This window comes from Jeotgalibaca ciconiae (assembly GCF_003955755.1).
Classification (GTDB): Bacteria; Bacillota; Bacilli; order Lactobacillales; family Aerococcaceae; genus Jeotgalibaca; species Jeotgalibaca ciconiae.
The window spans coordinates 1,917,006-1,940,524 of the sequence record NZ_CP034465.1; the positions used below are offsets into that span (position 1 = coordinate 1,917,006).

Here is a 23,519-nt window from a genome sequence, read left to right on the forward strand (position 1 = left end):
TATAGACTAGGGGATTATAAGTTCAGCCATCAATGTCTAGCTCCCAAGTCCTGACCTAGTGAAAAAAAGATAAATTTGCCCCATTGCGCGCTTCGCTGCTCATTCAGGGTCAAATTTCCTATTTTTTCATAGGCCAAGGCGGACTTGTCCGCTTTTCTTACGCTTAAATCTTGTATCTTTTCCTTTTCCTCAAAAAATCCTAAGAGATATTAGTCTTGAAAGCATCTATGTATCAGCGTTTTACAGAGATTAATTATTCTAAACTAGACAGGATTAGTGTCTATGTGCTATAACTAAATTAGAAGGAATGGAAACGCTATCATAATTATAAAAGGAAGGGTGAGGACATGAGAGTAACTGTTATTGGAGCAGGTAATTCAGGGTTAGCAATGGCGGCCCATTTAACTTTATATGGGAATGAAGTGACATTGTGGAATCGTACAAAAAAGAATATAGAGATACTGATAGACTATCCCGTTATTCATTGCTCTGGAATTATCGAAGGAAGTGCAGAAATTGCTTGCGTAACCAATGATTTATCAGAAGCTTTAGAGAACCCTGAAATCGTATTTATTACTACGCCTGCGTTTTCGCATGCGTTACTAGCAAAACAATTCGCCCAAACATTAAAGCGAAATACAACCATTATATTGAACCCGGGAAGAACATTCGGTGCCATGGAATTTCGACATGAATTCAAGCAAAGGAATGCCGCAATAGATCCACTGATTGCGGAGACTCAAACCATTCTATACACTTGTCGAAAAACAAGTGATAACGAAGTAGAAGTGTATGCCTTGAAGAATGACGTTTTAATTTCTACGATAAATGGAACAGATAATGCAGAATTGGTTCAAAAGATGCCTCATTGTTTAAGAGGTAAGTTTATTCCCGCTGAATCGATTATTGAGACATCCATTGGAAATGTGGGGATGATTATGCACTGCGCTCCCATTTTATTAAATACAGGATGGGTTGAAAGTGACGAACATGATTTTTGTTATTACCGAGAAGGAATAAGTCCCACAATTGCCGTGTTTATTGAGAAAATGGACCGTGAAAGACAAGAAGTCGCTCGTTTGTTAGGCCATCCGATTGAGTCTGCCGAAGAATGGATGAAGCGAACCTACGATTTAGCAGGCGATAATTTTTATGAAGTTATTCAGCAAAATGAAGCATACCGCACCATCTTAGGACCTAAAAATCTGATGCACCGGTATATCACGGAAGACATACCAACAGGTCTGGTACCCTTGGAAGCAGTTGGAAAAGAATTAGGACTTGAAATGAAACACATTGGTCTTATTATCGATCTTGCGTCCGCCTTATTAGATATTGATTTCCGCAAAGAAGGTCGCAATTTACGAGAAGTGTTTGATGCAAGAGACCTATCACTTCGAAGTATCTTAAATTAAAGGAGGATGGAATATGACTATAAAAGATAACGAAGTATTTGCTTTATTAAAGCCTTCACTGGATGCACACACCCTCGGAGTAAACGCAGCGGCTGAATTGTTACGTGATTGTGGCTACCGAGTGGAAACAGGAGATACTCAAATTTCTCAAGTGATCAACGATATTCGCTATTCCTCCAATCAGGAAAAACTTATTAGCTGGTTAAAGGAAAATAAAATTACTTATATTGGCTTAAGTTACCGCTTAGATGAGACCGTCGCGGTAGATATGGTCGGACATGTTTTATATGCGCTTCGCTCCCATCAAATGCTCGTTCAGCAAGGCGGGCCGATTAATGGCGTATCTTTCGGCGGCTTGCCCCATTCATGTAAGTTAATCCGCCAACAGTCAAATAATTATGTATTGACATTCCAAGGAAGTGAAACACCGCAAGAAACATTGGAAAAGTATGGTGTGCCGGAGGAACGTATTCCTGCTGAAATGAAAGAAGGGAGTAAATACGATGAAAATCTACTCAAGTTCGGAGAAGAAGTTATTCGAAAAAAGGCTTATTTAGATTTCAAGCCGGTAGAAAGAGTGCTATATCCCGATTTTGGTACGCGAAAAGATACAGTCATCAAGAGAGTGGAAGCAACCATGACCGACAATTACCATCCATTAATGCGGGCACATGTCGGACCTTTTTCATCCAATGTCAGCAGAGAAAAGAATGTTAAAGAGTTCTTGAATTGGTGTACTCATTTAGCGGATACAAAATATTTAGACATTCTATCGATCGGGAGTTCTCAGCTTTCCCAATCGAATTTTGGAGAAGACTGGGGCGACAGGCCGAATGGAGGCGGTGTACCAGTCAATAGTAAGGAAGAATTTGAAAAAATTGCCGATGCTGCCAGCCCAATGCTTGTAAGAACATATTCGGGTACGCAGAGGACGGTGGAAATGGCTAAAGTCTATGAGAATCACCTTAATATCGCTTGGCATGCGTTATCCTTGTGGTGGTTTAATAAAATGGACGGCCGTGGTCCTAATGATGTCTATAAAAATTTACAAGCTCATATCGAAACAATGAAATACATTGCAACAACAGATAAACCATTTGAACCAAATACACCGCATCACTTCTCTTTTCGAGGAGCAGATGATTCAACCTATGTTCTTTCTGCTTATTTAGCTGCAAGGCTGGCAAAGAAAATGGGTATCAAAACCTTTATCTTGCAAATTATGTTAAACACGCCTCGCTATACATGGGGAATTCAAGATTTAGCGAAAGCACGCGCAGCATTGGAATTAATCAAGCCTTTAGAAGATGTAAATTTTAAAGTTTTACTACAGCCGCGAGCCGGGTTGGATTACTTCTCGCCAGACTTGGATCAGGCACGCGTTCAATTAGCTGCCGTATCCGCTCTGATTGACGATATCGAGCCGCGTAACGAGCAGAGCCCGCCGCTTTTACATGTAGTGAGCTACTCAGAGGCAGATCATTTGGCAACACCTCCTGTAATCAATGAAAGTGTTCAAATCACACAGTTTGCGATTCAAGAGTACCGACGCTTACGCCGTGCTGGATTAGTAGAAGACATGAGTCAAAATGAAGAAGTTGCAGCACGTACACAAGAATTATTGAAAAACGTCCGAATCTTGATAAATGCAATTGAGACATCCGTTCCTGATCCGTACTCCGCAGAAGGCTTTTATATTATTTTTGCAGCTGGCTTTATGCCGACTCCTTATATTTGGTCGGAGAAAGAAGAGTTCGAATATGTGACTCATTTTCGAACTAAACCAATAAAAGGCAGTGTAAAAGTAGTCGATAAAGAAGGCAAATCGGTTTCAGCTGAAAAAGTTGCAGAATTTGCAATCAAAAACATCCCGGAAATTAGCTATCGATTGCAGCAAAAAAGAGCAGGTTTACTCGTAAATATTCCAAATTTAGAAAAATAATTCCAAATTTTTTAAAGAGTGATATAATAGTAAAGGAACCGATTTCTCATGGGAATTTAATAGAGAAATGATGCATCATCTTTTGATTGATTGCAGAAAAGTGGTATGATAATAAAAGAAAATGACAAAAACAGCTATCTGGGTATAGAAAAAGTATTACAAATTTAGAGTAAATATGTATACGAAAAGTCATTTATTTTTGAATTTTAATGATAGTTGTAAACAAAAATTTGGAGGAATATATTTTATGCTAATCGGAATACCGAAAGAAATTAAAAACAACGAAAATCGAGTTGGAATTACACCTTTAGGAGTCGAATTGCTTGTTCAAAACGGCCACCAAGTAATGGTGCAATCTGGCGGAGGCGTTGGTTCCGGATTCACAGATGAGCAATATCAAGAAGCAGGCGCAAATGTCGAAGCTTCTGCAGAAAAAGTATGGTCTGCAGAAATGATTATTAAAGTAAAAGAACCTTTGGAATCGGAATATCAATATTTCCGGAAAGATTTGATTATTTTCACATACTTACATTTAGCAAATGAACCAGCCTTAACAACGGCATTAGAAGAATCAGGAACAATTGCAATCGGTTATGAAACGATGGTTGGAGAAGCAGGCGACTTGCCACTTTTAAACCCAATGAGTGTCATTGCTGGACGTTTATCTGTTCAAATCGGCTCACAATTTTTAGAAAGCCAATATGGCGGAAAAGGTGTCTTGATCGGCGGGGTACCGGGTGTAAAAAATGGTAAAGTTGTTATCATCGGTGGTGGCGTTTCGGGACGTAATGCACTGCAAATCGCTTTAGGGATGGGTGCACATTGTACGGTTTTAGATGTGAAGCCAGAAGTACTGAGCGAAATTGAAGCACTATACGGTGCTGACGTAATTACATTAATGTCTAATGAGGTAAATATTGCGAATGCGATCAAAGATGCAGACATTGTTGTAGGAGCTGTATTGATTCCAGGACGCAAAGCACCAACATTGGTAACAAGTGAAATGGTAGCAGGTATGCAACCGGGATCAGTTATTGTGGATATTGCAGTAGACCAAGGTGGAATCTTCGAGACAGAAGATCACGTAACTTCTCATGATGACCCAGTTTACGTAAAACACGGTGTCCTTCACTATGCAGTACCAAACATGCCAGGCGCAGTATCGAGAACGTCTACTATTGCACTGACAAACGTTACACTTCCATATGCAGTGAAAATTGCTAATGAAGGTTATGAAGCTGCAGGAAAAAGTGATATGACCATCATGACAGGTTTCAACGTTTATAAAGGAAAAGTAACAAACAAAGATGTTGCAGAATCTCTTGATAAAGAGTATGTAGACATCGCAAAATTAATTAAATAATTTAACGACAAGACGGGACGATAAAAAGTCTCGTCTTTTTTATAGACTAGGGGATTATAAGTTCAGCCATCAATGTCTAGCTCCCAAGTCCTGACCTAGTGAAAAAAAGATAAATTTGGCCCATTGCGCGCTTCGCTGCTCGCTAACGCATATCATTCGACTAACCCGCTGAAGCGTGAAGTCTCCTGACAATTCAGGGTCAAATTTCCTATTTTTTCATAGGTCAAGGCGGACTTGTCCGCTTTTCTTATCAACTAGGCATGATAATAACCAGTTATCAACCGAATTTTTCTATCCTCATACCCGCGAGACATCTTTCCTCTCTTTTTTTGACCGCTTGTATTATAATAAGGCAAGCTACTCGATTGTGAATGGGACGTTCAGCAGATTAAAAAAGGATATTAAAAATGAAAGAGAGGAGATAAGCAGAATGTTTTTAGCGTGGAATGAAATTAAGTATTCAAAGACACGGTTTGCATTAATTATTGGCGTAATGGTACTCGTCTCATACTTAGTTTTTTTTCTGGTCGGTCTCGCATATGGACTGGCGCAAGAAAATAGAACAAGTGTGGATAAGTGGGGAGCAGATGCAATCATTTTGACAGATGAATCCAATACCAATATTAATATGTCGATGATGCCCCGCAGTGCTGCAGATGATGTGGATGCTCTGGAGGTCGCTATTTTAGGGCAAACGCCAAACGTTGTACGTAAAGAAGGAGCGACATCTGAAGATGCCAAAATTAGCGTTACTTTCTTCGGAATTGAATCGGATAGTTTTATTATGCCGGAAGTACTCGAAGGCGAAGCATTTTCTGAAGATAATGAAGTAGTTGCCGATATCAGTATGCAAGAAGAATACGGGGTAGAACTCGGCGATAACCTGCAATTAGCTGGGACCGATTTACTGATAAAAGTAGTTGGGTTTACTGAAGATGCGAAATTCAATGTAGCTCCAGTACTTTATACGACAGTAGGAACTTATCAGGAAGTGCGGTTTGAACAAATAGATGATTCAGAAGAGGGACGGATCAGCGCCATTATTGCAAAAAGTGAAAAAGATGATTTGAATGATATAACCGTTGATAATGATAACTTGCGAGTTTATTCTATTAAAGATTATATTAATGAAATTCCCGGATATACGGCTCAAGTATTGACATTTGGATTAATGATTGGTTTTTTGATTGTGATTGCAGCAGTTGTAATTGGGATATTCATTTATGTATTGACCTTACAAAAAGCGAGTATGTTTGGCGTAATGAAAGCACAAGGTATATCCACTTTTTATATTTCTAAATCGGTTGTTGCTCAAACGTTTCTGTTAGCAGCAATTGGAGTAGGGATTGGATTACTATTAACTGTAGGAACTTCGTTTATATTGCCTGCGACAGTTCCTTATCGTACAAACTTGCTATTTTTAGGAGGAATTACCGCTCTATTGGTATTCTTTGCAGTGATGGGGGCATTATTCTCAGTGCGTGCAGTTGCTAAAATTGACCCATTAGAAGCTATCGGATAGGAGGAGACATCATGAAATTAATTGAATTACAAGACGTATCTAAAAAATTTAATGATGGAACGAAAGAAATTCAAGCTCTGAAAAAAACCAACTTCTCTGTAAAATCCGGTGAATTTGTTGCTGTTATTGGACCAAGTGGATCCGGTAAGAGTACATTTTTGACAATTATCGGCGGGCTTCAAACGCCATCAGAAGGAAGGGTCATGATTCGTGACCAAAAGTTCAGTGAAGTTAGTCAAAAAGAACGCAGTAAAATGCGCTTTGAAGAGATTGGATTTATCCTGCAAGCATCAAATTTAGTGCCGTTTCTAACCGTTGAAAATCAAATGCGTTTAGTGAATAAAGTAGACCAATCTAAATATGACAAAAAAACTGCTAATACATTATTTGAGGAACTCGGAATAACTGACCTTCGAGATAAATATCCAAGTGATTTATCAGGAGGAGAGAGGCAGCGCGTCGCAATCGCGAGAGCTTTGTATCATAACCCTTCTGTGATTTTAGCTGACGAACCAACTGCCAGTCTAGATACTGAAAAAGCATTTGAAGTAGTGGAAATTCTTGCGAGAGAAACAAAAAATAAAAGCAAAGCTACCATTATGGTGACCCATGACGAACGTCTGATTGACTACTGTGACAAAGTATATGTCATGGAAGATGGCGTCTTAAGATTAAGAGATTAAGGAAATGTATTCTTGTGGCCTAAATTATGAAGAGTTGCAAGAATTTTTTTCATACGGAGAAGAGGGGAATGATTGTGAGTATAGGCTACGCATGTTTACACATAGGGTTGACAAATACTAATATAAAAACGGTCATACAGCGAAATGCAACAGAAGAAAAACTAACAGAGGTAACGGCTCATAATTTAAGTGCCTTAGAAAAAATGATTGACTATAATATTTTAAACGATATCCGTTTATACCGTATTAGCTCTGGTTTAGTTCCTTTTGGATCGAGCCCCATTAATAGATTGCCTTGGGATAAAATCCATCAAGAAGCTTTTGAACGAATCGGGAAAAAAGTTGCAGAAAGCGGGATGCGGGTTTCATTTCATCCAGGTCAATATACCGTATTAAATTCACCCAGTGAAGAGGTTGTTAATCGAGCGATTGACGATCTCATTTATCAAGAAAAAATACTAACGTGCCTGGGAACAAATTCCTCTCATAAACTGATTCTTCATGTTGGAGGAGTTTACGGAGATAAAGAAGGGGCAATGGAACGATTTGTACAAAATTTCCAGCGACTCCCGGAGAGTGTGAAAGCTCGTTTGATTATTGAAAATGATGACCGCCTCTATCATATTGAAGATGTCCTTGCTTTATCAAAACGAATAGGAATACCGGTTGTCTATGATAATTTACACAATGCTATTAATCCTTCCCCTACGAATAAAGATGATAATTATTGGATTACGGAAGCAAATAAGACATGGAAAAAAGAAGACGGCAAACAAAAAATACATTATTCGCAACAAGCTCCAGACAAGCGATTAGGTGCTCATACCGACACGATTTATCTCAAAACATTCTTGGAGTTCTATAAAAAAATCCCAGACACGACGATTGATATTATGTTGGAGGTAAAAGATAAGAACCTGTCAGCTATTAAATGTCAGAATGCCATCACGGATAGGAAGAATATAGTACTTTTAGAAAGAGAATGGGCTCGCTATAAATATCTTATTCTCGAAAAATCACCAGCAATCTATCAAATGATTCGAACGCTCTTAAAAGATAAAGCAGATTATCCTGTAATTGAATTTTATGAATTGATCGAAAAGGCACAAAAAAAAGAAACCAATCCTGGAGAAGCTGAAAATACAGCCCAGCATGTATGGGGATATTTTAAAGATCAAGCTACTGTTCGAGAGAAAAGAACGTTTATAAGAAATTGTGAGAAATACCGTAATCAAAAAGGCTCCCTTCAAACAATCAAAAGACAGTTATTCAAGCTAGCTGTTAAGTATGAGGAGGCCTATTTATTAGAATCTTTGTATTTTTATCTATAAAGGACGACATTCATCAATTGTATTTTTATCGTTGAAAACCGAATCGGAGCAGCTGGTGATTTGGTGAAACAATTGTGTTATTCTAGAAAAAAGAAAGAATCTATTCTATTTCTCTATAAGAATTTGCATATTTTTTGTGTGCATACATCAGAAAGGACATAAAAGTAGAAGTTTGTGCAGGAAGTTTGGAGGATTGTGTTTATGCGAATCAAGCAGGAGCAGATCGCATTGAGCTCAATAACGCCATACATCTTGGCGGTCTCACACCAAGTATTGGCACACTCATTGAATCGAAAAAGCAAACCAATATTCCCATCGTTACGATGGTCCGGCCACGTGGAGGCGGATTTTATTATAATGATTATGAAAAAGCAACGATGTATGAAGACGCAAAAATCCTGATTAAACATCAAGCAGATGGTCTTGTTTTTGGATTTTTGGATGTAAATAGGCAGATTGATGTAGAAGTTACTAGGAAGTTTGTTGAGTTGTGTCATAAAAATAAAGTTGAAGCAATATTTCATCGTGCTTTTGACCGGACAGCGGATCCATTCTATGCTATCGAGACGCTGATTTCCTGTGGAGTCAATCGTATCTTGACTAGCGGCCTCCAGTCGAGTGCTGAACAAGGGATGAAGCTCTTGGCAGAATTACAACAGAAGTACGGCGATAAAATAGAAATTTGTGTGGGTGCAGGAGTGAATGAGAAGAACGTTCTAAAAATAATAGCAGAAACAAAAATTTCTCAAGTGCATTCTTCTTTTAAAGGGTGGTATGAGGATCCTACCACAAGTGGGAACGAGGTTTCTTATCGCTACAGCGAGCAGGGTGACTATGAAGGTGTCAGTCTTTCTAAATTAAACTCTTTTATAAATATCTTAAAAGAGGAATCCCGCTGAATTACTTATCTGCGTCCAAGATATCCTGCCAATTTTTGACCAATTCCAAATTAAATAAATAGTCGATTGATGGATTTAACGATTCAATCGACTATTTTTTTGAGCTGTTTAAAAAAATTAGCGGGACATATTCTTTAAATCAAGCAGTTGATAGATTTTTAATGCAAGCTGTAGTTTCAGTACTTCTTCTGCGTCTTTCAAGTCAATCTCGAGAATGCTTTCTATTTTTTCCATTCGATAGAGCAAAGTACTTCGGTGAATAAATAATGCACGCGCACTTTCGGCAATATTGAACCGATAAGTAATCAAACTTTCCAGTGTCTCTATTAATTCAGATTGGTTTTTTCGGTCATATTGAAACAGAATTCCGAGAGTTTGCTGAAAATAATGATTCATTTCTTCTTTTTTTATATTATTTACCAAAAAGTATTGCACAATGAAATCATCGAAGTGAGCGATTTTATTTTCTTTTGTAGAGAGACTGTTTTCTGAAAGGCGCATGGTTTCTTGTGCTTGATGAAAACTTTCATTAATTTGACTGATATGAGTGACTGTTTTTCCAATAGAAGCCGTTGCAGAAATAGTTGGAATAGCGGATTCAACTTTCTTTAAAATGAATTCTGCGTACTTCTTTAAATAAGTTACTTTCATATTTGTTTTACTTCCCACCAATACAATAATGTGTTTCTTACGACTAAAAATAATTTCAGATTCTTTTGTCTCTGTTGCAAGATGGTCAAAATAATTCAGTAATTGTTTCATGGTGACGTTCTCTAGTTGATTTCTGAGAACAAGATCTTTTTCTTTTCTATGTTCAAGAAAGACAATCGGGAAAACAATAGCAGTGTAGTTAAGATCAAGATTAATGCCATGTAGATCGGCCAAATTACTCAATGTTTCTTTGGAAGTGATCTTACCGAGTAACAGTTCATCAAAGAGATCACGGCGAATCCGATTTCGGGCTCGTTCTACTTCATCATTTCGAATGCGTTCTAAAGAAAATGCCATGGCGCCATTTTCTAAAGCAATATAAGAATGTTCGTTAAGTTTATCTGACGGTTCCCAAAGAACAATGAATCCATAATGTTTGGATTGAAAATAAACCGAAAGCACTGTACATTGAAACTCTTGCTTATTTTCATCAATACTGAACAAGCGTACAATCGGTTTTTGTAGTTTTTCAAATTCAGGCGGAAAACTTTGGATAAATTCTTCTGAAAAAGGAATCTCATTTTTTTCTAGAGAAATCCAATCTGCTAACTGGTGCGGTCTATCGGGATTGTTGGTCCAATGTAAAAGAGCCCAATTACGGTCCAACAGCAAAACAGAAGATTTGCAAAGTTTGGCTAAAGTGAGCGAAATTTGTTGTAAGCCGCCGCCGTGCAAAGAAATATTAAAGAATTGTGTATGAATATCTAAAGACTCCTTATTCAATGAATCAAATTTATCCGATAATTCCTCCATTAATCGACTCATGATTTTAGAAAAGGAAAGACCATACGGTAACTTGATAAGAGGGAGGCCAAGTTCATTGGAAAGTGCAATCATATTCTCAGGAATAGTGCCAAAGTAGCGGTGAGCTTTATACAAAGAGCAGGGCAGTTAAGAACGTCTAATTTTCGCATCATTTGATCTTGAAGTTCCATGCTGTCCTTGAAGAAATAGCCAGAAGTTAAAAGTAGCTCTCCTACTGAAAACCAATCCAAAGCATCAGGTTATCCATAATATTGACGCTGGAAATAATATTATCCAGTCCTGCATGTCCAGCAACGATTTCCATCTCATTAAAGGGAGCTAATTGAACAAATTGTTTTACAGTCAGCATAAGTACTCCTTTCTTCTTGTAGTAAACGTTTTCCTATATAGAATAACCTATAAAAATGCATAGTGCCAGTTCTATTAGTTAAATTAACCAATAGGAATAGAAAATATTCAGATAATCTGTCCGATGATGTAAGGGTTTTCTTTTGATGAGATAAGGACAGAGAAGAAGAGTCAGAAATTTATCTCTCTTAAAAAAAATGATTGGAGGGATTTATATGAAAGAATGGTTAGGTTGGCAAAAAGGAGATTGGGGTGCCTACTTTGGGTTGTTGGCTAATAATCTTACGAACTATTTCACGATGGCTGGTCTATTGATTTTTACGGTTGGTTTTCCTGCAGAGTTTGTCTACACACGCATTGCCCCTAATAATGTTGGGCTTTGCTTTGCCAATAAAGTGAATCGTGGAAACATTGGTATCGTCGGTGCCTCAGGTACTGGCAGCCAAGAGCTAAGCGTTCGTATCCAAGAATTTGGCGGTGGTATTTCTCAATTAATCGGAACTGGAGGTAGAGATCTAAGTGAAGAAGTCGGCGGAATTATGATGATGGATGGTATCCAAGCATTGGAAGCTGATGAAGAAACAGATGTCATTGTGCTCATATCGAAACCACCTGCTAAAAAAGTCGCCGAGAAAATTTTGAAATTTGCTGGAGAAATCAGTAAGCCTGTTGTGGTGTTTTTCTTGGGAGAGGTAGAAAATACTGAGACCGTTCCAGGTATTTATTTTGCCAAACGTTCCAAAGAAGCTGCCATCCAAGCCGTTGTCTTAGCAGGAATAGACGAAGAAACGCTGAACAAACGTGCGCTTAACTTACCTTTAATTGAAGAAATCAAAGGTAAATTAAAACCAGAGCAACAGTATATCCGCGGATTGTTTTGCGGCGGAACGCTATGTGATGAAGCGATGTTTGCAGCTATGGAATATTTCGACAATGTCTACAGCAATATTCATCCGGATCAAAACCGCCAACTGAAAAATAACAATGTCAGTCAAGAGCATACCTTTATTGATTTTGGCTCCGATGAGTTTACAAGTGGGAAGCCTCATCCGATGATTGATCCATCTACAAGAATTGATCGGTTTCTTCAAGAAGCAAAAGATCCAGAGGTCGGCGTTATTATATTAGACTTTGTTTTGGGATATGGTGCGCATCCAGATCCAGTGGGTGTCATGTTGCCTGCGATTGAAGAGGCCAAATCATTTGCGGAGGAAGAAGGTCGTCATCTGGAAATTCTTGGGTATGTATTAGGAACAGAATTAGACGAGCAGAATCTAACTGAACAAATTAAAAAGCTAGAAGACGTCGGCGTAACGATTTCCAGTAGCAGTCAAAATACGGGGCTATTGGCGCGTGGGTTTGTTCAGAAAGAGGTGACAAAATGAGTAAAATCAATGAATTATTTCAAGAGGAACTTCAGGCAGTAACGGTGGGGATTGAATTTATTAGTGAAGATATTCAAAAGCAGGGAGCAAAAGCGATTCAAGTAGACTGGGCTCCGCCGGCAAGAGGCGACAGCCATTTGATAGCTCTATTAGAAAAACTTGATCGTCCGGAAATACGTAAAAAAATCGAAACAGCAAATCAAGAAGCCGTTAAAAGGATTATTCAGTCCCGTCCGGTGTTGATCGGATTTGACCAAGCGATAAATGTAGTACCGGGAATGACGAAGACAACGATTCTCCATGCTGGACCTCCTGTTGAGTGGGAAAATATGAGCGGCCCGATGAAAGGAGCCGTCACAGGGGCAATCGTGTTCGAAGGTTTAGCGAAAGATTTAGATGAGGCAGAGGAGATTGCGGCTTCTGGAAAAATAACCTTCTCGCCCTGTCATGAACATGATTGTGTCGGGTCCATGGCTGGTGTAACTTCTGCTTCCATGTTTATGCATATTGTTGAGAATAAGGAATATGGAAATATTGCCTACACGAACTTGAGCGAACAGCTATCCAAAATTTTACGAATGGGAGCAAACGACCAGAGCGTAATTGACCGTTTAAATTGGATGCGCGACGTATTAGGTCCTGTTTTGAGAGACGCAATGAAATTGAATCCGGAAGGAATCGATCTGCGCTTGCTGCTTTCTCAAGCTTTGCATATGGGGGATGAATGTCACAACCGTAATATTGCTGGGACGACACTATTAATACAGGCACTGACCCCGTATATTGTATTGACCGATTATTCAAAAGAAGTGAAAAAGGAAGTTTTTGATTTCGTTGCAAGTAGTGATTATTTTTCAGGTCCAACATGGATGGCGTTATGTAAATGTGCTCTGGACGCTGCTCATGGAATTGAAAACAGTACAGTCGTAACTACTATGTGTCGAAATGGTTATGAATTCGGCATTCGTATTAGTGGTGTTCCAGGAAACACTTGGTTCACTGGTCCGGCCCAACAAGTGATTGGACCAATGTTTGCCGGTTATAAACCAGAAGATTCCGGTTTGGATATCGGCGATAGTGCGATCACCGAAACCTATGGGATTGGTGGTTTTGCGATGGCAACAGCTCCAGCAATCGTACCTTTAGTTGGTGGAACCGTAGAAGAAGCCTTAAATTACTCAACCGAAATGTTGGAAATCACCACTACAACAAATCCGAACGTAACCATTCCAATCCATGATTTTATGGGAGTGCCGACGGGAATCGACGTAAGAAAAGTAATAGAAAAAGGAATCCTTCCAATCATCAATACAGCTATTGCACATAAAGAAGCAGGCATTGGCATGATTGGTGCCGGTATTACTCATCCACCTTTTGAAGCATTTGAAAGAGGTTTGGAAGCATTGGTGGAGAAGATTTTTAACTAGATATAGAAAAGAAGCATGGGAACTTTCCTACAGTTCTCCTGTTTCTTTTTACTAATAGATAGCTGTTCCTACTTCCGTATTTCTATCAGGTATATTTAGACCCTTCTAAATAAACTCATCAGGAAAATAATTTTCAATTTTTTGAAAATACTTCTTGAGTAATTCATCTTGTGGAAGGGAAATTTTTTGAGCATATTGCAACATGGCATTTATTTTTGCTCTCTTCGATTCACAAATTAGTACATGTGCACAGGCGAATTCTTGTTTAGGAACGACAATTGCTGTGGCATTTACCATATTTACTACTCGAATTAACCCTTTATTCGAAGCTCTTTGGATTTCTCTAGCTTGTTGACCTAAATGTCCGAACACAGTGTCACCAAAGCCAACAGCATCTATAGGTCCTTCTTCAGAAACTAAAAAATCACAAGTAGGTAAGACATTGGAAAGATAATTGATTAAAGGATCACGGGAACCATATATATCTAACATCTTTTCTGACTTGGCTACTATTGGATTTTGTATTCTTTCACTATTTTCTAAATTCAATACACTATTTATTGCATGAAGCATTTCTTTCATAGTACGGGCAATAAATCCAATAGAAGGTGAAAAAGAGATACCATCGGTCGAGGTAGAAGAAAATGATTGGAGATAATCTTCATCAATTAAATTGCTAATAAAACCAAATAGATTAAGTGCCATAGCTGGTGCTAAAACAGATCCACCGCCATCAGTTCCAACTCCCAAATCATTGATTCCTAATAAAACATTAATAGCGGTGCCGCTTGAGGAACCTGTCATTGGGCGTCCACTAATGGGATTAACCATTGTCACATCAATAGCTCGACCACCCATGCTAGCTTTATCAATGGTATGTAGTAGATAGTCACCGTTAAGTTCGAGGGTTTTAACTAATTCTCGAGAAACTTGTATTTTATTTTTAACACCTAAATAACGATAGCGTTTATCCGCAGTAAACTTTTCAAGTATTCGAGGAAAGACTTTTTCAATACTTCCATAGGGATTCTTCATTGCGATAAAGGATTTATTTGCAGCGGCTACAATTTCATTTGTTTGCATGACTAGCACCTCACGTTTTTTTATAACAAGCTAAATATTACATAAAAACAAAACGCTTGCAATGAATAAAAATATCTTCTATACTGAAAACAAGAAAACGTTATCTTATTTTTCAAAGTACAAAAAAATGTACATTGAAAATTTAAAATAAGAAAGGATGAAGGAAATGGCGAAAATAGTAGTTGGAGGACAGATTGACAAAAAAGAAGTTGCACAATTAGTTGAAAAATATGCAGATGGGAGGTTTGAAGTAGAAGTAAAAAGTGATTTGGATGCAGCTATGGCTATGAAAAGCGGAGCCGCAGATTATTATTTTGGAGCGTGCAATACAGGTGGCGGCGGAGCATTAGCTATGGCGATTGCGTTAATTGGGAGAGAAAACTGTGCAACTGTTTCAATGCCTGGGAAAATTATGGATGAAGTAGAAATGAGACAGCAAGTAACAGATGGCAAGAAAGCATTTGGTTTTACAGCGCAGCACAAAGAAAAAATTATACCAATCATTATGGATGAATTACTGAAATTATCACACTAACTTATAGGAGTGAAGAAAATTGGATATTGTACAATTACTTATTGTTGGGGCTTTAGGAGCATTGGCGGCAATGTTGTCAAATACTGGTATTGCTGTATTTAACGATGGATTACGTCCCGTTATTCCGGAATATTTGGACAAAAAAATTGGTAAAAAAGAATTAGCAGCGACAAGTTTTGCAGTTAGTTTTGGCTTAGTTATTGGTTTTGGTATTCCCGTTTCTATTGGAGCAAGCATTATTCTCGTACATAGTTTATTGTTGATGACTGATATTATTGGTACGTGGACACCAGATGGTAAAAAAGGAATTATTATAGCAGGCGTGATTGGCGCTGTATATGGGATAGGGTTAACATTAGGTTTACAAGCTGTAGTTGATTTATTCGGAATGATGCCGGTAAATGTACTGGATGCCCTTGGAGCGGTAGGAAATCCGATTGTAATAGGATTCGCTGTGTTTCCGGGTGTCGCAGTTGCCTATCAGCATGGATTTAAAAAAGGTGCCATTACGTTAGCAGGGAGTACTTTAGCACTATTTTTAGTGAAACGTTTTGGAACATTTCAAATTAACGAAACAACTTCTTTCACTTTATCAGCTGAAGGAATTGCACTTTTAGTAGGAATGATTTTCATGATTGTTTACGCTGTACAGGTGAAAGGTGAAACAGATGAAAATCAGACACTGGTAAGTATTTTCGTTGAGCGGGTTCAAAGAATTAAAAAGAATTGGATTTTATTATCTGTTGCAGGTGGGTTAGTATCTGCAGCTACTAGCTTAAGCATTATAGCGGGTGATCCAATTTCATTAAATTTACTGGGTGAAGGTAAGTTTGGTGAAGCTGCTCTTGCCGCGTTTGCTCGAGGAATCGGCTTTATACCACTTGTATTTTCTACTGCAATCGTTACAGGCGTATATAGTCCTGCTGGCACAACGTTCGTATATACTGCGGGTATTTTATTACATGGAAATCCAATTCTAGCTTTTGTAGCTGGAGCGGTAATTATGTTTATTGAAGTAAATCTATTAAGTGGAGCTGCAAAAGGATTGGATCGATTCCCTGGAGTTCGTGAGATGGGAGAACACATCAGAACAGCAATGAACCGTGTATTAGAGATTGCCTTGTTAATCGGTGGTGCTGTGGCAAGCGAGCAAATGGCGCCTGGTATTGGTTATTTCTGGGTGTTTGGGGTTTACTTATTAAATAAAACAGCTAATAAACCACTAGTTGATATGGCTGTTGGTCCAGTCGCTGCGATAGCATTGGGTATTATCGTTAATATTCTTTACTTATTAGGACTGTTTGTACCAGCTGCTTAGTAAAAAATGAATGTGGTGCTAGACCAATTGAGGTTTGGCACCTTATCTTTTATCAAAGAAATGAGGGAAAGGCAGTGCCTTTAGTAGACGGAATAACCTATGCACATGAACATACAACAATTGATCTATCTTCTCTAAAACAAACGGAAGATACGAATTTAAATTGTTTTGAAGAAACGATTCAAGAGTATCAAAAACTCTATAAAAAAGGAGTACGTAATATTATTGATGTAACCGTGCGGGGAATGAAACGTAATCCAGAATATGTAAAACGTGTTGCAGAAGCTTCTGGCATAAATATTATCCAATCAACTGGTTGGTACCAGGACAAATTTTTGCCGGAATACATAAGCGAAAAAACGGTAGAAGAATTAGCAAAGATGATGATAAAAGACATCGAAGAAGGAATAGATGGAAGTTCCATTAAAGCAGAATTAATTGGAGAAATTGGAACAAGTAAAAATGAGATGACTGACAGGGAACGAAAAGTTTTTGAAGCAGCAGTTCTTGCTCAAAAACAAACGGGAGTCCCGATTACAACACATACGACATTAGGAACATTTGGGAAAGAACAGGTAGCGTTCTTTAAAGAACAAGGTGCAAATCTGTCACGTATTGTTATTGGACATGTTGATTTAACCGGAGACACGGAATACGTTTTAGACTTATTAAGAGAGGGTGTATATGTAGAATTCGATACTGTCGGTAAAGAAAATTATATGTCAGACCGTACACGTTTAGAGATGTTAGCCGCAATTGAAAAAGAAGGATACACAGATAGAGTATTTTTATCGATGGATATTACTCGTAGGTCTCATTTAGAGTATAGAGGCGGATTGGGATATAGTTTCTTGCTTGATTCATTTATTCCGCTATTAAGAGAAGGTGGAATAACGGAGCAGTTTATAGGGAAAATGTTGATTAATAATCCGAAAGAATTTTTTCAAGCGAAGAAGGAGGAGATCGTTCAGTGAAGACTTATCCTTTAGAGAGCATCACACTTGAACAAGCGATGCAAAAACAATTTAAGTTGATTGATCATATTTCTACAGTATTCGAAGGACATGAAGTATTAGGTCGTGGTGATCTCGGAGTAGTTCCTGGTTTTAATCAGCCTATTACAACTCATAAAGTTGAGCAAATACTGGCTAATTTTTTTGACACAGAAGCAGCTATGTTAGTAAGAGGCGCGGGCACCACGGCAATCCGATTGGCGCTTCATGCAACACTGCCTAGAGCAGGAAACCTGTTTGTTCATGATGCACCCATTTATCCAACAACCAAAGTTTCTCTTGATATGCTAGGGATTAATGTTATACGTGTTAATTTTAATGATCAGGATGAATTAACAAGAGCAGCGAAACAGGGAAATTTCCAAGGTGCTCTGGTACAATTAACTCGACAAAAACCTAATGACTCTTATGATAGTGAAGCAGTGATTCAAATAATCAAAGAATACGCGCCGAATGTCCCTATTATTACGGATGATAATTATGCGGTTCTCAAAATTAAAAAGATTGGTGTCGAACAAGGTGCAGACCTATCTTGCTTCTCTACTTTTAAAATATTAGGTCCTGAGGGAATTGGTTGTATTGTCGGGAAAACCTCATATATTGAAAATCTTAGAAAAGAGAACTACTCGGGCGGTTTACAAGTTCAAGGTTTTGAAGCTTTAGATGTTTTAAAAGGAATGGTTTATGCTCCAGTAGCTCTGGCAATTTCGGCTCAACAAACGGATGAAGTAGCTGAAAGGCTGAATAAGGGAGAAGTAACAGGAGTCAAAGAAGCAAGAGTTGCAAATGCCCAGTCGAAAGTAATTTTAGTAACTTTTGATGCACCGATTGCTGCTGAAGTACTTCATAAGGCAGAAAAACTTGGAGCAGCCCCTAACCCAGTAGGAGCTGAGTCAAAATATGAAATGGTACCAATGTTCTATCGTGTTTCTGGGACGTTTCGAGCTGCAATACCGGATGTAGAAAGAAATACGATTCGAATAAATCCCATGCGTGCCGGAGCGGATACGATTATACGTATTCTCAAAGAAGCAATGAAGAAGTAGTTGATAGTAGAGGATGGTTACGGATGGATAAAACATTTTATCAGAAAAAGGGATTAGCGATCGAGAATATCGCAAATGAACTTTATCAGTTAAAAGTTGGAGATCGGATGCCCAATATCCGCGATTTTCAAAATGAACTTTCTCTATCAAGAGGAACTGTGCAGAATGCATTAAATTTCTTAAAAGAAGAGAAAGCAATCAAGACGGAGAGCAAAGGGCATTTAGGAACTTATTTAAAAGAAATTAATTACCAAATTCTGCAAAATTATATTTCTTCGAGTCAATTATCTGCAACAATGCCACTACCGTATTCTCGTTTGTATGAAGGATTTGCAACAGGCTTGTATCTGGCCTTTCGAGAAAAAAACATCAAGTTAAACATGGCTTATATTCGTGGTTCTGAAGAAAGAATACGAGCAGTTGAACAAGAAATGTTTGACTTTGCAGTGGTATCGCGATTTGCAGCGGAATATCAGATTAAAAAAGGACATGAGATTAAAACCATCATGTCATTTGGAGATAATTCTTATCTATCACGACATGTTTTGATTTTTCGAACCGGATTAGAGATGAAAATGCGTGATGGACTACGAATTGGAATTGATTTGGACTCCTTAGATCATGTTCTTTTAACAGAAGAGATAATCGCTGATTTCGATATTGAAAAAATCGAATTACCGAGTAACCAACTAATTTACGCCCTTCGCGAATCACAAATCGATGTTGGCGTTTGGAATTATGATGAAATCATAGATAAGGGACATGAAGATGTTCAGTATCTTGAAATTGAAATTCAAGAACACCATCGAGCTATGAGTGAAGCAGTTATTATTTGCAAAAAAAATAATCGTTTAATTCCTTCAACCTTGAGAAGAATGGTTTCGGTAAAAAATGTACAAGATATTCAGGAAAAAGTAAAAAACGGTGAAATTACACCACGCTATTAATCAGGAGGCAATTATGATACAGCAAAAATTAGTTATTTTAAAGGAAAATAATGTCATTGATGAGCAAACATATCTTTTTATGCAAGAAACGTTAACTCTCTTAAAAGATAAAGAAATAATCAAGGAAGAAAGTGAATCAGATACGTTTATTACACATTTAGCAATGGCAACTTCTCGTCAAATAAAAGAGGAAGAACCGATTGATTTTGTCGACGATACAATTAAAAACGAAATTGAAAAAGCAGCTGAATTTCAGCAAGCAGTTGAGCTATGGGAGCAAATAACGGACTTGTCACCAATAACTTTCCCAGAAAATGAAAAAGATTATTTTTATCTTCATTTAGTAACCATGCTCCAAAATAATAATTAGGAGTGATTGAAAATGTTTATGCAAGCAATCCAGGAACAAAATCCTGATTTAATAAAGACAGCAATTACTCTTCATCAAAAAGGGATTATATTACCGGATACATATGTGTTGGACATGGATGCAATCGAACAGAACGCATCGGCAATACTAAATGAAGCAAAACAACAAGGTGTTGAACTCTTTTTCATGCTTAAACAAATTGGACGTAATCCGTTAATCGCAAAACTTTTAATGGAAGTAGGGTATAGTGCAGCGGTAGTTGTTGATTACCGGGAAGCTCTTGTAATGATGGAAAATAACATTCCGCTGGGAAATGTTGGTCATCTTGTACAAGTCCCTAAACATTTATTAAAGAAAATTATGAAATACGGTACGAAATTTATTACCGTTTATTCATTGGAAAAAATGCAGGAAATAAATCGAATAGCACATGAGTTAGGAATAAAACAAAAAGTAATGTTACGAATTGTAGATAGAGGAGATGCACTGTACCCAGGACAATATGCTGGCTTTGAGTTAATGGAATTAAAAAGTTTACTTCCACAACTAAAAGAGTTGAATCATGTGGAAGTAGCCGCAGTAACCTCCTTCCCATGTTTTTTATACAATTCTGAAAAAGATAAATTAGAAGAAACCAATAATGCACGTACAATTATCAAAGCGAAAGAGATATTGATAAATGCTGGTTTTCCAGTTACTGAGTTAAATATGCCTTCAACGACGTCCTGCTATACACTTCCTTTCATTAAACAAATAGGTGGTACACAAGGGGAACCTGGACATGCCTTGACGGGGACTACTCCCATGCATGCAGAGAAAAAAATGTTGGAAATACCTGCTTATGTATATGTCAGTGAAGTTTCACATAATTTTCAGAAAAATGCTTATGTGTATGGCGGGGGATTGTATCGGAGAGGACACCTGAAAAATGTACTTTTGGCTGATAGTATCCGACAGTGGCAATCCATTATACGTCCATTACCTGATGAAAATATTGATTATTATATGGAAGTGGATGGTGAGCAGCCTGTAGGAGCAACAGCAATTATGGCGTTTCGCACTCAGATCTTTGTTACTCGTAGTGAAATTGCAGTAGTAAAAGGAATTCAAAAAGGAAACCTAGAAGTAGTTGGCATCTATGATAGCCAAGGCAAATATCTTAGGGGATGAAAAATGTGGGAAGATTTATTGTTATTGTTTTAGATAGTTTTGGCGTTGGTGCGATGAAAGATGTTGCAGAAGTTCGTCCAGCTGACATCGGAAGTAACACTGCCATGCACATTATCGAAAAACAACCGGATATCAAAATAGACACTTTAATAGAATTGGGATTAATGAATGCAATTGGTAAAGAAACATCTAGGCTGAAATATTCAGAAAAGGCAAACTGGGGAACGGCTAATTTAGGTCATCAAGGAGCAGATTCGTTTTTAGGCCACCAAGAAATAATGGGAACCACTCCCCCAATTCCATTAAATCAGCCTTTCAATGATGTAATTAATGAAGTAGAAAAGTATTTAGTAGAACAGAATTATCATGTGCGAAAAGTCGGTGCTGATAATGAACCAAAAATATTAGTAGTAAATGAATGTGCTACTGTTGGAGATAACTTGGAGACAGATTTAGGTCAAGTATTTAATGTATCGGCTTGCTTAGATAGGATGTCATTTAAAGAATTAACTAAGCTTGGACGAAAAGTACGTGAAGTCGTTAAAGTATCTAGAGTCATCGCATTTGGCGGAAATAATATAACTGTAGATGATTTGTTGAATGCTCGAAAGGTTAAACAAAGTAAATTCGCTGGAGTAGATGCTCCTGAATCAGGTGTTTATCGTAGTGGCTATCAAGTTATTCACTTAGGATATGGAATAGACCCAGAAGTACAAGTTCCAACAATTTTGGACCACGCTCGAATTCCAGTGGTACTAATCGGTAAAGTTGCGGACATCGTTCAAACGAAAAGCAATCATTTGTTCCCGGGTGTTGATAGCGACGAATTATTTAACCATCTAATTTCTGAAGTTGCAAAAATAAAACATGGTTTTTTCTGTTTGAATATTCAGGAAACAGATTTAGCAGGACATGCAGAAGATGAGGTCCGCTATGCAGATCGGTTGGAAGTAAGCGACAAAAGAATCGCTGAATTAATTTCAGTTTTGAATGAAGAAGATATTTTAATTGTAACAGCTGATCATGGGAATGATCCTACTGTTGGTCATAGCCAACATACTCGCGAACGCGTACCATTATTAATTTATAAAAAAGGTATAGAAGGAAAGCAGATTGGTGAACGTGACAATATGTCCGATACTGCTGCGACAGCTGCTGAGTATTTTGGAGTGAAGATGCCTCAGCATGGAACTTCATATTTAGATAAAATATAGTGCGTTAAAAAATAAAAACCGAGATTAAGGCGTTTTCTTCATTACACCTCGATTTCGGTTTTTTATATTCTAAAATGTCAGTTGTAGAGTTCTTGCAAGAAAAAAGGACTCTATAATTTATAGTGTTGGTAAGTTAAAGGAAAGCGACGTGTAAAAAAGAAGACTTTCCCTGATAAGTTATTTTTATCAGGGAAAGTGTCCACTTTAATTGGTACTTTTACCTGATAAAAATCAAAAAGGTACCTTTCAAACAAAAAATACGCCCTATGGGACAAACTGAACTATTCGGACAGTCCTCTTCCGGCCCTTAACAAAGCAAACAAGTCTATTCATTCTCAAAAGCATTTTCGGAGGCTTCCATATCAAGAATTATAGAGCCAATGTTTTTAAGCTCACCAATCTCAATTGACAGAGAACTGAAAAATGTAAGTTGCCAATCGAAAATAACTTTCAAAAGTAATGCAGATAGCCAATAAGGGCTTGCGGAACTTTTCATTTACTGATTTTTATTCTTCGTTTTACCAATCCATTTTTTTCATGTAATATATGAAAAAGCATGAAACTTGAAAAATCATGGAAAAGAGTAGAAAAATGAAAATTGTAAAAAAATATATTAAAATGCTACGTCCGTTTGATCTAATAATAGTGTTGGCATTAATAGTTGGCTCATTTCTTCCTTCAATCATTTTTATGGTGATGAATCCGTATCAAGAGGGAGATGAGGTGTATGCGGTCATCTCAATTGATGGAGAGGAAGTCGACCGATTTTTACTAACGGGAAATGAAGAACACAAGTTGATTACTTACTATCCTTCTCCCGGCCAATATAACATTGTCGAGATTGATAAGGAAAGAATACGTAACAAAGAAGACAACAGTCCAGAGCAAGTAGCGGTAAAAATGAGTTGGATTCAAGAACCTGGAGAAACCAGTATCAATATCCCTCATCGATTATTGATTAAAATTGTTTCGGAGCAGCCTGCTGTTTCGGATATTGATGTAATTGCCCAATAACTTATCGTATATAAAAAA

21 protein-coding genes are annotated in these 23,519 nt (G+C 37.7%); 18 read left to right on the forward strand and 3 right to left on the reverse strand.

Annotation, left to right across the window (positions count from 1 at the left end; genetic code table 11):
- Positions 1-347 precede the first annotated feature (347 nt).
- The 7 genes from EJN90_RS09045 (at position 348) to EJN90_RS09075 (ending at position 9,155) form a co-directional block, all read left to right on the forward strand.
- Complete coding sequence (locus EJN90_RS09045; RefSeq protein ID WP_126110494.1) at positions 348-1,415, forward strand: NAD/NADP-dependent octopine/nopaline dehydrogenase family protein; 1,068 nt, start codon at positions 348-350, stop codon at positions 1,413-1,415.
- 13 nt (positions 1,416-1,428) lie between these two features.
- The gene (locus EJN90_RS09050; RefSeq protein ID WP_126110496.1) at positions 1,429-3,357 is read left to right on the forward strand and encodes a cobalamin-binding protein; all 1,929 of its coding nucleotides are present in this window, start codon (positions 1,429-1,431) and stop codon (positions 3,355-3,357) included.
- Between the two features lie 247 nt (positions 3,358-3,604).
- Complete coding sequence (gene ald, locus EJN90_RS09055) at positions 3,605-4,720, forward strand: alanine dehydrogenase (RefSeq protein ID WP_126110498.1); 1,116 nt, start codon at positions 3,605-3,607, stop codon at positions 4,718-4,720.
- A gap of 430 nt (positions 4,721-5,150) precedes the next feature.
- A complete protein-coding gene (locus EJN90_RS09060; RefSeq protein WP_126110500.1) occupies positions 5,151-6,242 on the forward strand; it encodes an ABC transporter permease in 1,092 nt (363 codons plus the stop codon).
- 11 nt (positions 6,243-6,253) lie between these two features.
- Positions 6,254-6,925: an ABC transporter ATP-binding protein gene (locus EJN90_RS09065; RefSeq protein ID WP_126110502.1), complete on the forward strand. Its 672-nt coding sequence runs from the start codon at positions 6,254-6,256 to the stop codon at positions 6,923-6,925.
- Positions 6,926-6,993: 68 nt separating this feature from the next.
- Complete coding sequence (gene uvsE / locus EJN90_RS09070; RefSeq protein WP_227872486.1) at positions 6,994-8,256, forward strand: UV DNA damage repair endonuclease UvsE; 1,263 nt, start codon at positions 6,994-6,996, stop codon at positions 8,254-8,256.
- Between the two features lie 134 nt (positions 8,257-8,390).
- Complete coding sequence (locus EJN90_RS09075) at positions 8,391-9,155, forward strand: copper homeostasis protein CutC (protein ID WP_227872487.1); 765 nt, start codon at positions 8,391-8,393, stop codon at positions 9,153-9,155.
- A 117-nt stretch (positions 9,156-9,272) separates the two neighbouring features.
- Here the strand turns inward: EJN90_RS09075 and EJN90_RS09080 are convergent, their stop codons facing one another.
- Both EJN90_RS09080 and EJN90_RS13890 read right to left on the reverse strand, forming a co-directional pair.
- Positions 9,273-10,619: a PucR family transcriptional regulator gene (locus EJN90_RS09080; RefSeq protein ID WP_164544048.1), complete on the reverse strand. Its 1,347-nt coding sequence runs from the start codon at positions 10,617-10,619 to the stop codon at positions 9,273-9,275.
- 223 nt (positions 10,620-10,842) lie between these two features.
- Positions 10,843-10,980 (reverse strand): hypothetical protein, encoded by a 138-nt coding sequence (locus EJN90_RS13890; RefSeq protein WP_164544049.1) that lies wholly within the window; start codon positions 10,978-10,980, stop codon positions 10,843-10,845.
- A 214-nt stretch (positions 10,981-11,194) separates the two neighbouring features.
- Between EJN90_RS13890 and EJN90_RS09085 the strand changes: the two genes are divergently transcribed.
- Complete coding sequence (locus EJN90_RS09085) at positions 11,195-12,364, forward strand: hypothetical protein (protein WP_227872488.1); 1,170 nt, start codon at positions 11,195-11,197, stop codon at positions 12,362-12,364.
- Positions 12,361-13,791 carry a YlbE family protein gene (locus tag EJN90_RS09090; RefSeq protein ID WP_126110509.1) on the forward strand — a complete coding sequence of 477 codons (1,431 nt, stop codon included), beginning with the start codon at positions 12,361-12,363 and terminating at the stop codon, positions 13,789-13,791. Before EJN90_RS09085 ends, EJN90_RS09090 begins: the two co-directional genes overlap by 4 nt.
- A gap of 105 nt (positions 13,792-13,896) precedes the next feature.
- Here the strand turns inward: EJN90_RS09090 and EJN90_RS09095 are convergent, their stop codons facing one another.
- On the reverse strand, positions 13,897-14,874 hold the full coding sequence (locus EJN90_RS09095; protein WP_126110511.1) for an amidase family protein: 978 nt from the start codon (positions 14,872-14,874) through the stop codon (positions 13,897-13,899).
- 166 nt (positions 14,875-15,040) lie between these two features.
- Between EJN90_RS09095 and EJN90_RS09100 the strand changes: the two genes are divergently transcribed.
- From EJN90_RS09100 to EJN90_RS09140, 9 genes are all read left to right on the forward strand, one after another.
- Positions 15,041-15,409 carry a DUF2620 domain-containing protein gene (locus EJN90_RS09100; RefSeq protein WP_126110513.1) on the forward strand — a complete coding sequence of 123 codons (369 nt, stop codon included), beginning with the start codon at positions 15,041-15,043 and terminating at the stop codon, positions 15,407-15,409.
- Between the two features lie 19 nt (positions 15,410-15,428).
- The gene (locus EJN90_RS09105; RefSeq protein WP_126110516.1) at positions 15,429-16,727 is read left to right on the forward strand and encodes a YhfT family protein; all 1,299 of its coding nucleotides are present in this window, start codon (positions 15,429-15,431) and stop codon (positions 16,725-16,727) included.
- Between the two features lie 74 nt (positions 16,728-16,801).
- Complete coding sequence (locus EJN90_RS09110; RefSeq protein WP_126110518.1) at positions 16,802-17,701, forward strand: phosphotriesterase family protein; 900 nt, start codon at positions 16,802-16,804, stop codon at positions 17,699-17,701.
- Positions 17,698-18,786, forward strand: coding sequence for an aminotransferase class V-fold PLP-dependent enzyme (locus EJN90_RS09115; RefSeq protein ID WP_227872489.1), 1,089 nt, complete (start codon positions 17,698-17,700; stop codon positions 18,784-18,786). Before EJN90_RS09110 ends, EJN90_RS09115 begins: the two co-directional genes overlap by 4 nt.
- Before the next feature lie 23 nt (positions 18,787-18,809).
- Positions 18,810-19,733, forward strand: coding sequence for a GntR family transcriptional regulator YhfZ (yhfZ, locus tag EJN90_RS09120; protein ID WP_126110519.1), 924 nt, complete (start codon positions 18,810-18,812; stop codon positions 19,731-19,733).
- A 13-nt stretch (positions 19,734-19,746) separates the two neighbouring features.
- Positions 19,747-20,103: a PRD domain-containing protein gene (locus EJN90_RS09125; RefSeq protein ID WP_126110521.1), complete on the forward strand. Its 357-nt coding sequence runs from the start codon at positions 19,747-19,749 to the stop codon at positions 20,101-20,103.
- A gap of 12 nt (positions 20,104-20,115) precedes the next feature.
- A complete protein-coding gene (locus EJN90_RS09130; RefSeq protein ID WP_126110523.1) occupies positions 20,116-21,273 on the forward strand; it encodes a YhfX family PLP-dependent enzyme in 1,158 nt (385 codons plus the stop codon).
- 5 nt (positions 21,274-21,278) lie between these two features.
- Positions 21,279-22,487: a phosphopentomutase gene (locus EJN90_RS09135; protein ID WP_126110525.1), complete on the forward strand. Its 1,209-nt coding sequence runs from the start codon at positions 21,279-21,281 to the stop codon at positions 22,485-22,487.
- Between the two features lie 591 nt (positions 22,488-23,078).
- The gene (locus EJN90_RS09140) at positions 23,079-23,501 is read left to right on the forward strand and encodes a NusG domain II-containing protein (protein ID WP_126110527.1); all 423 of its coding nucleotides are present in this window, start codon (positions 23,079-23,081) and stop codon (positions 23,499-23,501) included.
- Positions 23,502-23,519 lie beyond the last annotated feature (18 nt).

Excerpts from the sequence above, each read along its gene's own strand:
- EJN90_RS09045 (WP_126110494.1), top strand. The coding sequence starts at position 348 with ATGAGAGTAACTGTTATTGGAGCAGGTAATTCAGGGTTAGCAATGGCG.
- EJN90_RS09050 (WP_126110496.1), top strand. The coding sequence starts at position 1,429 with ATGACTATAAAAGATAACGAAGTATTTGCTTTATTAAAGCCTTCACTG.
- ald (WP_126110498.1), top strand. The coding sequence starts at position 3,605 with ATGCTAATCGGAATACCGAAAGAAATTAAAAACAACGAAAATCGAGTT.
- EJN90_RS09060 (WP_126110500.1), top strand. The coding sequence starts at position 5,151 with ATGTTTTTAGCGTGGAATGAAATTAAGTATTCAAAGACACGGTTTGCA.
- EJN90_RS09065 (WP_126110502.1), top strand. The coding sequence starts at position 6,254 with ATGAAATTAATTGAATTACAAGACGTATCTAAAAAATTTAATGATGGA.
- uvsE (WP_227872486.1), top strand. The coding sequence starts at position 6,994 with ATGATTGTGAGTATAGGCTACGCATGTTTACACATAGGGTTGACAAAT.
- EJN90_RS09080 (WP_164544048.1), bottom strand. The coding sequence starts at position 10,619 with ATGGAGGAATTATCGGATAAATTTGATTCATTGAATAAGGAGTCTTTA.
- EJN90_RS13890 (WP_164544049.1), bottom strand. The coding sequence starts at position 10,980 with ATGCTGACTGTAAAACAATTTGTTCAATTAGCTCCCTTTAATGAGATG.
- EJN90_RS09085 (WP_227872488.1), top strand. The coding sequence starts at position 11,195 with ATGAAAGAATGGTTAGGTTGGCAAAAAGGAGATTGGGGTGCCTACTTT.
- EJN90_RS09090 (WP_126110509.1), top strand. The coding sequence starts at position 12,361 with ATGAGTAAAATCAATGAATTATTTCAAGAGGAACTTCAGGCAGTAACG.
- EJN90_RS09095 (WP_126110511.1), bottom strand. The coding sequence starts at position 14,874 with ATGCAAACAAATGAAATTGTAGCCGCTGCAAATAAATCCTTTATCGCA.
- EJN90_RS09100 (WP_126110513.1), top strand. The coding sequence starts at position 15,041 with ATGGCGAAAATAGTAGTTGGAGGACAGATTGACAAAAAAGAAGTTGCA.
- yhfZ (WP_126110519.1), top strand. The coding sequence starts at position 18,810 with ATGGATAAAACATTTTATCAGAAAAAGGGATTAGCGATCGAGAATATC.
- EJN90_RS09125 (WP_126110521.1), top strand. The coding sequence starts at position 19,747 with ATGATACAGCAAAAATTAGTTATTTTAAAGGAAAATAATGTCATTGAT.
- EJN90_RS09130 (WP_126110523.1), top strand. The coding sequence starts at position 20,116 with ATGTTTATGCAAGCAATCCAGGAACAAAATCCTGATTTAATAAAGACA.
- EJN90_RS09140 (WP_126110527.1), top strand. The coding sequence starts at position 23,079 with ATGAAAATTGTAAAAAAATATATTAAAATGCTACGTCCGTTTGATCTA.